Origin of the sequence: Salipiger pallidus (genome assembly GCF_014643635.1) — a bacterium.
GTDB lineage: Bacteria > Pseudomonadota > Alphaproteobacteria > Rhodobacterales > Rhodobacteraceae > Salipiger > Salipiger pallidus.
Genome location: NZ_BMJV01000009.1, coordinates 1 through 12,455 on the forward strand (window position 1 = coordinate 1; position 12,455 = coordinate 12,455).

General features: G+C 64.3%; 13 protein-coding genes, 1 pseudogene and 1 riboswitch. Of the genes and pseudogenes, 6 read left to right on the top strand and 8 right to left on the bottom strand.

Features of this window, described 5'->3' with window-relative positions; genetic code table 11:
* Positions 1-514 precede the first annotated feature (514 nt).
* Positions 515-645, top strand: a riboswitch (FMN riboswitch).
* A 71-nt stretch (positions 646-716) separates the two neighbouring features.
* Positions 717-1,190: a 6,7-dimethyl-8-ribityllumazine synthase gene (locus IEX41_RS17960; protein ID WP_188791704.1), complete on the top strand. Its 474-nt coding sequence runs from the start codon at positions 717-719 to the stop codon at positions 1,188-1,190.
* Positions 1,191-2,249: 1,059 nt separating this feature from the next.
* Entirely contained in the window at positions 2,250-3,914 is a 1,665-nt protein-coding gene (locus IEX41_RS17965) for a BCCT family transporter (RefSeq protein ID WP_188791705.1), read from the top strand.
* On the opposite strand, the gene IEX41_RS21950 is transcribed toward IEX41_RS17965, so the two are convergent.
* Positions 3,845-4,141: a hypothetical protein gene (locus IEX41_RS21950; protein WP_373285661.1), complete on the bottom strand. Its 297-nt coding sequence runs from the start codon at positions 4,139-4,141 to the stop codon at positions 3,845-3,847. The two genes, IEX41_RS17965 and IEX41_RS21950, sit on opposite strands and share 70 nt — an antisense overlap.
* A 5-nt stretch (positions 4,142-4,146) precedes the next feature.
* Positions 4,147-4,438, bottom strand: a pseudogene (locus IEX41_RS21955) (thiamine pyrophosphate-binding protein); the annotation flags it as partial.
* A gap of 146 nt (positions 4,439-4,584) precedes the next feature.
* On the opposite strand from IEX41_RS21955, the gene IEX41_RS17980 reads away from it, so the two are divergent.
* The 4 genes from IEX41_RS17980 to fba all read left to right on the top strand — a co-directional run bounded on the left by IEX41_RS17980 (position 4,585) and on the right by fba (position 7,977).
* Positions 4,585-5,349 (top strand): triose-phosphate isomerase, encoded by a 765-nt coding sequence (locus tag IEX41_RS17980; protein WP_188791707.1) that lies wholly within the window; start codon positions 4,585-4,587, stop codon positions 5,347-5,349.
* Between the two features lie 15 nt (positions 5,350-5,364).
* Positions 5,365-5,826: a D-erythrulose-4-phosphate isomerase gene (gene derI / locus IEX41_RS17985; RefSeq protein WP_188791708.1), complete on the top strand. Its 462-nt coding sequence runs from the start codon at positions 5,365-5,367 to the stop codon at positions 5,824-5,826.
* Between the two features lie 144 nt (positions 5,827-5,970).
* Positions 5,971-6,939 carry a class 1 fructose-bisphosphatase gene (locus tag IEX41_RS17990; RefSeq protein WP_188791709.1) on the top strand — a complete coding sequence of 323 codons (969 nt, stop codon included), beginning with the start codon at positions 5,971-5,973 and terminating at the stop codon, positions 6,937-6,939.
* A gap of 3 nt (positions 6,940-6,942) precedes the next feature.
* Positions 6,943-7,977, top strand: coding sequence for a class II fructose-bisphosphate aldolase (fba, locus tag IEX41_RS17995; RefSeq protein ID WP_188791710.1), 1,035 nt, complete (start codon positions 6,943-6,945; stop codon positions 7,975-7,977).
* 200 nt (positions 7,978-8,177) lie between these two features.
* On the opposite strand, the gene IEX41_RS18000 is transcribed toward fba, so the two are convergent.
* From IEX41_RS18000 to IEX41_RS18025, 6 genes are all read right to left on the bottom strand, one after another.
* Entirely contained in the window at positions 8,178-8,345 is a 168-nt protein-coding gene (locus IEX41_RS18000; protein WP_188791711.1) for a hypothetical protein, read from the bottom strand.
* 504 nt (positions 8,346-8,849) lie between these two features.
* Entirely contained in the window at positions 8,850-9,464 is a 615-nt protein-coding gene (locus IEX41_RS18005) for a glutathione S-transferase family protein (protein WP_188791712.1), read from the bottom strand.
* Positions 9,465-9,781: 317 nt separating this feature from the next.
* A complete protein-coding gene (locus IEX41_RS18010) occupies positions 9,782-9,961 on the bottom strand; it encodes a Txe/YoeB family addiction module toxin (protein WP_308421518.1) in 180 nt (59 codons plus the stop codon).
* A 43-nt stretch (positions 9,962-10,004) separates the two neighbouring features.
* A complete protein-coding gene (locus IEX41_RS18015) occupies positions 10,005-10,238 on the bottom strand; it encodes a type II toxin-antitoxin system Phd/YefM family antitoxin (RefSeq protein ID WP_229673350.1) in 234 nt (77 codons plus the stop codon).
* Positions 10,239-10,366: 128 nt separating this feature from the next.
* Entirely contained in the window at positions 10,367-11,317 is a 951-nt protein-coding gene (locus tag IEX41_RS18020; RefSeq protein WP_188791713.1) for a D-ribose ABC transporter substrate-binding protein, read from the bottom strand.
* A gap of 99 nt (positions 11,318-11,416) precedes the next feature.
* Complete coding sequence (locus IEX41_RS18025) at positions 11,417-12,451, bottom strand: ABC transporter permease (protein ID WP_188791714.1); 1,035 nt, start codon at positions 12,449-12,451, stop codon at positions 11,417-11,419.
* Positions 12,452-12,455: the final 4 nt, after the last annotated feature.

The window sequence follows — 12,455 nt, forward strand, 5'->3', positions numbered from 1 at the left end:
ACAATGCTAACCTTCTCCATGGACGCTTCCTCCTCGTAGCGAATTTCGACACCGCTACCTTGGCACAGCGATGCCGTGAGGGGGCGTCCACACCATCAAGAGGGGAACAACAGGTTCAGTGGCTGCCCGGAGATCGTGGCTCAAATACCGACTGGTTCAGGGAAGCCTCGCGAGACAAGAAGATATGCCCATGCAACCCGGGCCGAACGAGACGGAAAACGCCCATACGGTACGCCAGGCACAGCCCCGGACGCCGCAACCGGATCGAGATCATGTTCAGCGCGCTCATGGACTGGAGCAGAGTTGCGACCCGTTCTGACCGCGGCCCACAAACCTGCTTGCCAGCAATCACACTCATCGAGAGCGTAACCTTCTGGCTTTGAGCGAGAATAAGGCATGATCATAAGTCACTAAACTAAATGAACATTTCCCATATGCACATACATAACCTCAAGGCTGCACAACCGCACCGAACGGTTTTGCTTGCGGGACGGGCCATGGCTCTTATAACTGGGGCTGTTCTCAGGGCGGGGTGAAATTCCCCACCGGCGGTGATAGCCCGCGAGCGCCTTCCGCAAGGAAGGGTCAAGCAGATCCGGTGGAACTCCGGGGCCGACGGTTAAAGTCCGGATGGAAGAGACGCACCGTGCCACCGGCCGTCCGGGGGTGCGTGGCGAAAGCTCTGGGACCTTTTGTTGCAAACGGAGGGTTCCGAAATGACCGACCACAAAAACACCCGCATCGCCTTCATCCGTGCCCGCTGGCACGCCGACATCGTCGACCGCGCCTACGACGGCTTCATCGCCGAGGCGGACAACCTGCTGCCGGGTGCCACCACCGACGCCTACGATGTTCCCGGCGCCTTCGAGATGCCGCTGCTGGCCAAACGGCTTGCCGCCACGGGCCGCTATGACGCCGTTGTCGCCTGCGCCTTCGTCGTGGATGGTGGCATCTACCGCCATGATTTCGTCGCCGCCGCCGTGGTCGATGGTCTGATGGAAGCGCAGATGACCACCGATGTTCCGGTGTTCTCGGTCTCGCTGACGCCGCACCACTACCAGGAGACCGAAGTGCACAACGCCTTCTTCTCCGAACATTTTGTCAAGAAGGGCGCCGAGGCCGCGAACGCCGTCAAGGGCGTGCTCGAGATCGCCATGCCCAAAGCTGAGCTTTCGGTGGTCAACGGCTGATCGCCCTGCCCTGACACGTTGAAGGGGCCGGGATGCTGCGCGTATCCCGGCCCCTTTTCGTTGATCGTGCCAAGATCCAGCGCGCAGCCCGCCTGGCGGCGCAAATCCGGGAGGTTGCCCCGCCAGTTGCATTCCTGCCCTCGGAAGGTGAACGAAGTCTCGTAGCCGGCGACAGCGACGTATATGCGGTTTTCCAGATTGCAGACCTTCTGGTGCAGGGCACGCCGGGCGTCACGGTTGTGATCGCCCCGCAGGGCCAGCGCGATGGCGATGTCACAGGCGTTGAACACCATGTCCGACAGGTATTCGAAGGTGGCGCAGGTCCATTCAAGCACATGGCGGCTGAGGACCGCGGCGGGGCTCGTGGCAAGGACGATGCCCGCCAGAAGCCCCCGTTGAGAGTGCTGCAGCGCGCCCGCGTCCACCCAGCGGGCAAAGGCGCCCCAGAAGATCAGCGCCATTATCAGCCCGAACAGTGCCAGCCTCAGGCGCATCGCGATGGCACGGCGCAGGCCCGGGTGCGGCTCGTGGCGGCGCATGTCGAGGCCTGGATACTGGATGGGCGCAAGCTCGTAAGCCGCGAAGGTCAGCATCCCCCCGATGCTCACGGTGATCGCGACGGTCAGGGCAGCGCCCGAGTTCGGCCAGATCAGCCACGCCCCAAGGGGGATCCCGCGAAAACAAGGGCGCAGACCCCATAAAGCAGTATTCTATACGTTTTTCTCGAGACCTGGATGTTGCGCCAGTCCCGCAGGGTTTGCCAGTTCATCGAACCTGTCCTCGTCTGCGCCTGAGCGGCCATGAGACCTGCCGATCCAGGCAGGAATTTGGAGTGCTGCGGACATTTTTCGGACGCACGATCGGCATATCCAACGCGCTAAACGGGTATGTGCAGCGGGCGGCGAAACCGGTTTCGCCCCCCGCCTGCTTCAGGGACCCGATCGCGCCCATTTCTGCAAAGTCGCGATCTGCAACTGTCAAAGCGTCCGGGCCGCCCTAACTCCGGCTCAATCCCCAAAGAATCGAAGAACCGGGGCAATCAAAGAGATAGGGACGGTTATGCATGACAAGATGCCGCAGACGCGGCTATTCATATTCCCGAAGGTGCACAGGACGGTCTTTCTCGTCTCGTCGCTGCTGATCATCGGGTTCATCATCTTCGGGGCGTTCTTCAGCGAAACCGCCGGCGACCTGTTCACCGGGATCCAGACATGGTTCGCGGACACGCTGGGCTGGGCGCTCATCATCGAGGTAAACCTGTTCCTGATTGCAACCGTCTACCTGGCCTTCGGACCCTTCGCGGACATCCGGCTGGGCCGGATGAACGACAAGCCCGCCTATGATCTGTTCTCGTGGACGGCTATGCTGTTCTCAGCGGGGATCGGGATCGGGCTGATCTACTGGGGCGTGGCAGAGCCACTCTACCACTATTTCGCACCGCCCATCGGCGAGGCCGAAACCGCCGAGGCGGCGCGGCAGGCGATGGTCATCTCGTTCATGCACTGGGGCTTTCAGGCCTGGGCACTCTACGCCGTGATCGCGCTGGCGCTGGCCTATTTCCACTTCCGCAAGGGGCTGCCCCTGACCGTCCGCTCGGCGCTTTATCCGCTGCTGGGGGAAAAGATCTACGGGCCTTGGGGCAGTGCTGTCGATATTCTGGCCGTGTTCGGCACCATGTTCGGCATTGTCACCTCGCTGGGGCTTGGGGCAATGCAGATCAACTCCGGGCTGGGCGAAGTGTTTGGGATCGAGCAATCGACCCTGACGCAAATCATCATCATCGCCTGCATCACCGCCGTGGCGACATTGTCGGTGGTGGCGGGACTTGATGGCGGCATCAAGCGGCTCTCGAACCTCAACATCGGTCTGAGCATGCTGTTCCTGCTGTTCATCCTGATCGCGGGGCCGACGGTCTACATCTTTGATCTCTTCGTGCAGAGCTACGGCGATTACGTGGCGCAGCTGGTGTCCTGGGCCTTCTGGACCGAAGCCTGGCAGCCTGACGGCAGCTGGCAAAACAGCTGGACCATCTTCTATTGGGCGTGGTGGATTTCCTGGTCCCCGTTCGTGGGTGTCTTCGTGGCGCGGATTTCCAAAGGCCGGACGATCCGGGAGTTCGTGCTGGGCGTGATGCTGCTGCCGACCTCGATCATGTTCTTCTGGTTCTGCGCCTTCGGGGGCACGGCGCTCAAGATCTCGCTGGATGGCGACCGGTCGCTGGTGGAGGCAACGCAGAACTCCTACGGCGACGCGATGTTTGCGCTGCTCGACCAGTTCCCGGGATCGACGCTGATGTCGGGCTTTGCCGTGGTGCTGATCGTGCTGTGGTTCGTGACCTCGTCGGATTCGGGGTCCTTCGTGATCGACATGCTGACTGCGGGTGGCGATGCGGATCCGCCCAAGGTGCAGCGCATCTTCTGGGCCATCACCGAGGGCGCCGTGGCGTCGGTGCTGCTGCTGGCAGGCGGGCTGAACGCGCTGCAGGCGGCGGCTGTGGTCGCGGGCTTCCCCTTCGCGGTGGTGTGCTTCTTCATCCTGATCGGGCTGTTCAAAGCGCTCAGGTGGGACACGCTGATGGTCTACCGCCACAACCAGCGCTATCGCAGCGACGAGGAGGCGGACCATGCCATGCCGTCAGAGCTGCCGGGGGATCTCTACGGGGCTGAACCGACACCGCCTCCGGGAGTCTCTCCAGCGGCATCGCCGACGAAGCCGGCGGAATGAGTGGTGCGGGCCGGAGGGAGACCTCCGGCCCGTTCGCCTTTCGGTGACGAAGGAGGGGGGTGTAGAACGACGTCCCACACCTCAAGGGTTTCCACCAAGCCGGTCGGGTGGAAGACAGTTAGGTTCAGGATCACACGCAGCGAGGCAAGGTGTGCGACCGGTCGGTGAATGGTGCCGGAACCGCCAGGGCCGATGCTGTCCTCGCTCATCGCGTAGGTGACACCCACGCGCTTTGGCGGAAATTGCGGACCTGCTCGACGGTCATCTCCTCGTAACCCGTGAGATGCAGAAGACCTTAAGGCAGCATCGCGGCGTGGCCGCTCGACAGGATGAACCGGTCACGGTCGGGCCGGTCGGTATTGGCGGCGCCGGACTCGAGGTGCTTTGCGAACAGCACCGTTGCCCCGTCGACCGTGCCCATGCGAGCCTCGGGCTGGCTGATGATCGGTGCCCTAAGTCAGTTGGCAAGGGCGTAATGCGGGGACGATTGCAGCCTTGGCCGCGCTTAGGGTCTGGTCGCGCATACGAGGCCTCTGATTTTGTCTGGCGCTAACACACAACATCACAAACTAACACACAAAAATAACACTATAACACATATTGTGTTGCATTTTGTGGATGTAACGTTAAATACATTGGCGAAAGACACGCACTTCTGAAGGGGGAATCCATGCCCAAGGCCTGGATCGGCACGAGCTGGAAAATGAACAAGACGCTGGCCGAAGGGCTGGAGTGGGCGAACGGCCTTGCCGCAGCAGACCTGTCAGACAGCATACAGAGCTTCGTCATCCCGCCCTTCACCGCCACCCGGCAGGTGAAGGAGGCGCTGTCGGATGCGCCCGTCCTCGTAGGGGCGCAGAACATGCACTGGGCCGACAAGGGCGCCTGGACCGGCGAAATCTCGGCCCCGATGCTGGTGGATTGCGGTCTCGACATCGTGGAATTGGGACATTCGGAACGCCGCGCGCATTTCGGCGAAACCGATGAGACCGTCGGCCTCAAGACTGAAAGCGCGGTGCGTCACGGACTCATCCCGCTGATCTGCATCGGCGAGACGCTGGAAGATCGTGAAAGCGGCCGTGCCGCCGAGGTGCTGGAACGCGAGGTGCGCGGTGCTCTGTCGAAGCTCGAAGGCGATCAGAAGAACGCCGAGATCTGGCTGGCCTACGAGCCGGTCTGGGCCATCGGCGAGAACGGCATCCCCGCCACCTCCGATTACGCGGATGCGCGGCAGGCCGAGATCATCGCCGTGGCCGAGGACGTGCTGGGCCGCCGCATCCCCTGCCTCTATGGCGGGTCGGTGAACCCCGGCAATTGCGAAGAGCTCATCGCCTGCCCACATATCGACGGCCTGTTCATCGGCCGCTCGGCGTGGGATGTGGCAGGCTACCTTGATATTCTCGCGCGCTGCCACGCAGTGCTCGAACAGAACTGAACGGAGGATTTCCCCATGAAAATCGCAATCGCAGGTGACAGCGCGGGTGAACCGCTTGCCAAGGTCCTGGCCGAGTACCTGAGCCAGAACGCCAACTACGAGGTGTCCGACATCTCGCGCGTGGATGCCGAACTCGACCCCTTCTACGCCAACTTGTCCGACCGCGTCGCGTCGCAGGTGCTGGATGGCACCTATGACAAGGCAATCCTGTGCTGCGGAACCGGCATCGGCGTGTGCCTTGCGGCCAACAAGGTCCCCGGCATCCGTGCCGCGCAGACCCACGACACCTATTCCGCCGGCAAGGCCGCGACCTCGAACAACGCGCATATCATCACCATGGGTGCGCGGGTGATCGGCGGCGAGCTGGCCAAGGACATCGCGGATGCGTTCCTCACCTCGTCGTTCGATCCGAACGGCAAGTCGGCAGGCAACGTGAACGCCATCGACGAGGTTGACGCCAAGTACAACAAGGCGTGATGCCTTCGGCCCGGCGTCTTCCGGCGCCGGGCCACTCCCCTGCCCTGCCGGGGTTCGGGCCGCCCCTGCGGGGGCACCTCATTCTCCACCTCTTCATTCTGCCCCTCCAAGGGCACGTCATTTCGCCCCCGAGGTATTCCCCACATGCTGACGCTTCCCGGCGACCGTCTTCCGACGGCCGAGATCCTGCCTGCCTGCCTTCCCGAAGACGGGCTGGGCCGCATCATCAACGCTCTTGCCCATGCCATGCCCGCCATCGCCGCGCGGCTTGCGGCGGGCAAGCTCATGGGCGATCCGGCGGCGCTGGTGGGCAACAACGAAAGCGGTGATGCGCAAAAGGCGCTGGACGTCGGCGCGCATGACCACGTGACTGCCGAGCTGCGCGGCTGCGGCGTGCGCTTCATGCTGTCCGAAGAGGCCGAAGAGGTCGAGGTCCTCGACCCGAACGGCAGCTTTGACATTGCCATCGACCCCATCGACGGCTCCGGTTCCATCGGGATCGGCGCGCCTTTGGGGATGCTTTTCGTGATCTATCCCACGGGCCCGAAGGATTTGGCCCGTCCAGGGTCCGAGGCCGCCGCCTCGGGCTATGCCTCCTTCGGGCACAGCCTTGATTTCGGCTATGTCATCAAGGGCGCAGGGGTGAACCTCTTTACCTTCGACGGACAGGATTTCCGCATCACCAACCGCGATGTGAAGATCAAACCCACCACCTCGACCATCGCCTACAACGCTTCCAACGAACGCCACTGGGCACCGGGGCTCAAGCAATGGGCCGCGGATTTGCGCGCCGGGTCCGATGGCCCGAGGGGCCGCGATTTCAACATGCGCTGGCTGGCTGCCGCCGTGGGCGAACTGCACCGCATTCTGCTCAAGGGCGGCGCGTTCCTTTACCCCGCCGACAGCCGCCCCGGCTACGAGGGCGGCCGCCTGCGCCTTGCCTACGAGGCCGTGCCGATGGCCATGCTCATCGAGGCCGCCGGGGGCAAGGCGACCGACGGCATCAACCGCATTCTCGACCTCGTGCCGAGCACCCCGCACCAGAACATCGCCCTGGTCTTCGGCGCCTCGGAAGAGGTCGAGACCGTCGCCCGCCACCTTTCGGAGACCTGACCCATGGCCCGCATCACCCTTCGCCAGCTTCTCGACCATGCCGCCGAGAACAGCTACGCGGTTCCCGCCTTCAACATCTCGAACATGGAGATGGGCCTTGCCATCATGACCGCCGCCCGCGAAGCCAATGCGCCGGTGATCCTTGCCGCCTCGCGCGGGGCGCGGTCCTACGCCGGGGATCTGCTGCTGGCGCGGCTGATCGACGGGCTGGTGGAAACCTTCCCCGAGGTGCCGGTCTGCATGCATCTCGACCATGGCAACAACCTTGCCACCTGCGCCACGGCAATCCAGAACGGCTTTACCTCCGTGATGATGGACGGCTCGCTCAAGGCCGACGGCAAGACCCCCGCCGAGTACGCCTACAACATGGACATCACGGCCCGCGTGACCGAGATGGCCCATGCCTGCGGTGTCTCCGTCGAGGGCGAGCTTGGGGTCCTGGGATCGCTCGAGACCGGCATGGGCGACCAGGAAGACGGCCACGGCGCCACCGAGAAGCTGTCCGAAGAGCAGCTTCTGACCGATCCCGCCGAGGCCGAGCAGTTCGTCAAGGACACCGGCGTCGATGCGCTGGCCGTGGCCATGGGCACGTCGCACGGCGCCTACAAGTTCACCCGCCAACCCGACGGCGACATCCTTGCGATGACCGTCATCGAAGAGATCAACCGACGCCTGCCGAACACGCATCTGGTGATGCATGGCTCGTCGAGCGTCCCCGAGGATCTGCAGCAGATCATCAACAGCTACGGCGGCGACATCCGCCCCACCTGGGGCGTGCCGGTGGAAGAGATCCAGCGCGGTATCCGGTCGGGCGTGCGCAAGGTCAACATCGACACCGACAACCGCATGGCGATGACCGCCGGCGTGCGCCGGGTGCTGTCCGAGACCCCCGGCGAGTTCGATCCGCGCAAGTACCTGAAAGAGGGCTCGAAGCTGATGAAAGAGCTGTGCGTGGCGCGGTTCGAGGCCTTCGGCACGGCAGGAAATGCGGACAAGATCATGCCCCTGCCGCTCGAAGCGATGGCGGCGAAGTACTGAACGCCTCCGGCGGGCGTATTTTTAAAGAGAAGAGAAAAGGGGGGCGCGATCCGGTGGGGCACGCCCCCCCTTGTCATTTTAAGCACGGTTTTTCGGGGCGCGAGCAGCTCGGTCTGGTCGCCGCTCGTGATCGCTGCGCCGGTCTGTCGGGCCGGTCTGTAGGGCCGGTCTGTCGAGGGCCGCGCCCGGGACATGCCTGCTCAGGCGCGCGGCAGGCGGGTGCTCTGTCGCCCATGTTCGTCGAGCGTCGCGGGCTGAGGCCACGCAACAAGGGCGGCGCGGCGGGCGGGCCAGTCGGCGCGCAGGATCAAGAACCAGGCGATGTGGCGCTGGTGCCCCTTGCCCACGGCAGTGCAGAGTTGCGCCACGTCCCCTCCTGGGTGAAGCCGAGGGTCTCGGCGGCGCGTTAAGGGCGGGAGTTCTGGGCGTGGCAGCGCCGGATAGCCCGCTCGTAGGCCAGCCAATCCAGTGCCCCGCATATCAGCTGGACGTTCGCCTCACGCCTAGCGGCGCTGCGTCGAAGGGGGACAAACCAGAAGCTGCCCATCTCGACGCTGCCGCCCCGCCGGTAGATGGCGCACAGGGACAGCCCCGCGCGCAGGTGCTTGCCTGCGTCCACGGCCCGGAAGGGCTGGCCGGATCAGGCGGGAAGGCCTTGGCGCAGCAGTCGCAGCGCCCCGAGCTGCGCGAAGGGGCCGTGGCGCAGGCAGTCGAAGCTGTCAGGCGCGGCGCTGGCAGTGGGCCAGAGCGCAGCGGTCTGGCTGTCGCTCTGACGGCAGGATCGTGCAATGGCGAGCCTGTTTTGGTCCGTGGTTAGGCCCGTGGTTAGGCATGGTCCAATGGATGCGCGGTTGGCGTGCCAAGATCACGGGTCATTGCGCAAAAAAGACTTCAGGCGCTTTCATCCCGGGCAAGACGCGCATCCGGTCCGCCCAATGGGCCATGACGTCCGAGGGGGCGACGCCTGCGTCGTCCAGCCATTGGACATAGCCCCACACGGCGCAATCTCCGATCCCCGGGGCGCGTCCGTGCAGGAAGGGTTCATCGCCGATCAGCCGGTCGAAATTGGCGCGATCCACCTCGTAGCGCGCCATCAGCCAAGCCACCACATCACCGGACAGCCCCGCCGAGCCGCTGCGTCGCGCTTCCTTAAGTTGCGGCAGGCACATGCCGATGCGGTTGGCTTCCCACATCAGGATCTCACGGCCGCGCCGGAGCCCCTCGGGCGTGTCTCCGCCCAGCAGGGCAAAGCGCTGTGCCAGTTCCATAAGGATTGCGCCGGACTGGAACACCGCCGCGCCATCCAGCAACAGCACCGGCACTTCGGCGAAGGGGCTGACCTTGAGGAATGTGGCAAGGCGGGTTTCGGGGGCGGCCCAAATGTCGATGACGGTGGTCGCATGGGGCAGGTCCGCAAGCGACAGGGCGAGCGCCACTTTGCAGGCGTGGCCGCTGTCGGGGTGGCCGTAGAGGTGCAGGTCAGGCATGGGACGTCTCCGCGCATTTCGACAGACCGTCTCGCGCTTGCACGCGCCGGTCAAGCTGTAGCCGCTGCGCACGAGGGTTAAGCTCCAGCCCCTGAACGCGGGGAAGCACGATACGCGTTTCCTGGCAGGATCACTGCAGATGCGCAACGGCAGAGCGCACCAGTGCTTCAAAGTTCAGGCAGGCGAGAGCAGGTCCAGTTCTGGGGCCAAGGATGCCCCGGTCGGGGACGCGCCCCCTTTCTATCCCCCGGGAGCCTTGCCGGAAGGAAGGGCGCCCTTCCCTCGGGCCATCCATGACAAGCGCGGGCCTAGGGGTGCTAACGGCATTGCGCGATTTCAAGCTGTTGGGTCGGCCCCTCCCCCTGCTCGCGATAGACCAGCCGGTGCTCGGCGGTGATGCGGCGAGGCCAGAAGCCGGACAGATTGCCCTTGAGCGGTTCGGGCTTGCCTGTGCCTTCGTAAGGGTGGCGCAGGCATTCCTCGATCAGACGGCTCAGCCGCTTGAACTGCTGACGGTCCTTTTCCTGCCAGTAGCGGTGATCAGCCCACCCGCGGTTCTAGAACACCGGTTTCACTGTCGAGGTCCACTTCGATGCCGCCATCGGCATCCAGTTCGGCAACCGCATCGCGCAGCCGGGCGGCGTTCTTCGGCGAGGACAGCAGGTGCAGCATGGTCTGGATCTCATCCCATTCCTCCTGCGCGACCATCGCCACGCCTTCACAGCCAGTGCGCGGGATTACCAGTTCCTCGCGATCCTCGACGACCTTGTCCATCGCCTTGGCCAGCCGTTGCGGGCCTCGGTATAGGTCATGACCTTCATGGCAAGCTTCACCCGCGTGATCGCTTCAACAGAAAAGGGGGGCCGTGATGGCCCCCCTTCCCTTTGCCGGTTCGCACCAGATCAGGAGGACGTGTCCAGAACGAACGGGCCGGTGTAGTTGTCGACGTTGGAGCTGTCGATCAGCAGGCAGTCGAAGAGCTGCTTTTCCTCGGCCACGGCCAGCTCGCCATTCTTGATGAAGTGGTCTGCCTGGCGGACGGCTTCTTCGGCGAAGACGGCGACCGGCTGCAGGACGGTATAGCTCAGTTCGCCTGCGCGCACCGCGTCCACCGCATCGGGAGAGCCGTCAAAGCCGCCGACGATCTTGCCCTCGAGCGCGCCGGCCTCTTTTAGGGCGGCGATGGCCCCCAGCGCCATTTCGTCATTGCCCGAGATCACGCCCGAGATGTCGGGGTTGGCCTGCAGCATGGACTGCATCTTGGAGTACCCTTGGGTGCGGTCCCAGTTGGCCACTTCCTGTGCCTTCTTCTCGAGATCGGGGTACTGGCTCAGCACGGTTTCGAAGCCGTTCGACCGGGTCTGGGCGTTGTTGTCCGACGGCGCGCCGAAGAGTTCCACGTAGGTACCTTCGCCGCCGATGGCCTCGACCCATGCCATGGCGCCAAGCGCCGCGCCCTGGGCGTTGTTCGACACCAGCTGCGCCTTGGCGAGACCGGCTTCGTTGATCTCGGCGTTGACGAGGAAGACCGGAATGCCCGCGTCCACGGCCTTGCGCACCGCGCCGACCGAACCGTCCGCGTTGGCCGGGTCGAGGATGATGGCGACCGCTTCGTTGGTGATCGCGGTGTCGATGAGGTTGCTTTCGGTGTTGGTGTCACCGGTGTGCGCCGACACGTTCGCGGTGTAGCCCAGTTCCTCGGCGGTGGCCTTGGCGACTTCGCCTTCGGTGAACCAGTAGGGGTTCGACGGATCGTTGACGATGATCGAGATCAGGCCGTCCGCCATGGCGGCATTGGCCATGAGCGGGAATGCGGCGACGGATGCGAGGATCAGGCGACGGGTGAGTTTCATGGTGAAGTTCCTCCCAATTGGGTTTGGTATGTGCCGGAGAGGCTCCGGCGAGGGTTCGGGTGCGGGGTCTCCCTGCCCCGCATCCGCGAATTTCTGGTCTCAGCGGCCCTTGGAGCCGTACTGCAGGCTGTTGAGCAGCACCGCGAGCACGATCACCGCGCCGGTGAAGACGGTCTGCCAGTAGGCCGAGACGCCGATGATCACGAGCCCGTCCGACAGAAAGCCGATGACGAAGGCCCCCAGCATGGTGCCGCGCACGTTGCCGCGTCCACCGGTCAGGGCCGCGCCGCCGATCACCACCGCCGCGATGGCGGTCAGTTCATAGGTGGTGCCTGCGGTGGGCCCGGCGGAGGTCAGCTGCGAGCTCAGGACCAGCCCGGCGATGGCGGCGCAGATGCCCGACAGCACGTAGACCGAGATCTTGACGCTGCGGGTCGGCACACCGGACAGCTCGGCTGCACGTTCATTGCCGCCCGAGGCATATAGCCAGCGGCCAAAGGCGGTGCGGGCCAGCACGAGGCCGATCACCAGCGCCACGATGGCCAGCACGATGACCCCGATGGGCACGCCGCCGATGCGGTTGAAACCCAGCCAGTCAAAGCCGGTGTTCCCCAGCGCATCGGAGCCGCCGAGGTTGTTGTACGTCAGGCCATTGGTCATCAGCAGCGCCACGCCGCGCGCCACGTAGAGCATGCCCAGGGTGGCGACGAAGGCCGGCACCTTGAAGAAGGCGATGAGCACGCCGTTGATCGCGCCCACGAAGGCCCCGAGGCAGATGGTCAGCACCACCACCGCCCAGACCGGCGGATAAAGAATGATGCCCGCGCTGGGGATCTCGACCCCCTGCATCAGGTAGCCCGCGATGACCCCCGACAGGCCCAGCGTGGACCCGACGGACAGGTCGATCCCCCCGTTGAGGATAACCAGCAGCATGCCGATGGCCAGCAGGCCGAAGATCGCCACGTGGCTGGACATGATCAGGAAGTTGCCGACCGAGAAATAGACCGGCGACAGGATGGAAAAGACGATGATGATCGCGACGAGCGCGAAGAAGGCGCGGCCTTCCAGAAGGATCTTGCCGATGTTCATGTTCACTCCACCGCCTGCGGGTTTGCTTGTCGAAATATCCGCCATGACG

Coding starts and splice junctions, on each gene's coding strand:
- IEX41_RS17960 (WP_188791704.1), top strand. CDS start 717: ATGACCGACCACAAAAACACCCGCATCGCCTTCATCCGTGCCCGCTGG.
- IEX41_RS17965 (WP_188791705.1), top strand. CDS start 2,250: ATGCATGACAAGATGCCGCAGACGCGGCTATTCATATTCCCGAAGGTG.
- IEX41_RS17980 (WP_188791707.1), top strand. CDS start 4,585: ATGCCCAAGGCCTGGATCGGCACGAGCTGGAAAATGAACAAGACGCTG.
- derI (WP_188791708.1), top strand. CDS start 5,365: ATGAAAATCGCAATCGCAGGTGACAGCGCGGGTGAACCGCTTGCCAAG.
- IEX41_RS17990 (WP_188791709.1), top strand. CDS start 5,971: ATGCTGACGCTTCCCGGCGACCGTCTTCCGACGGCCGAGATCCTGCCT.
- fba (WP_188791710.1), top strand. CDS start 6,943: ATGGCCCGCATCACCCTTCGCCAGCTTCTCGACCATGCCGCCGAGAAC.
- IEX41_RS18005 (WP_188791712.1), bottom strand. CDS start 9,464: ATGCCTGACCTGCACCTCTACGGCCACCCCGACAGCGGCCACGCCTGC.
- IEX41_RS18015 (WP_229673350.1), bottom strand. CDS start 10,238: ATGGACAAGGTCGTCGAGGATCGCGAGGAACTGGTAATCCCGCGCACT.
- IEX41_RS18020 (WP_188791713.1), bottom strand. CDS start 11,317: ATGAAACTCACCCGTCGCCTGATCCTCGCATCCGTCGCCGCATTCCCG.
- IEX41_RS18025 (WP_188791714.1), bottom strand. CDS start 12,451: ATGGCGGATATTTCGACAAGCAAACCCGCAGGCGGTGGAGTGAACATG.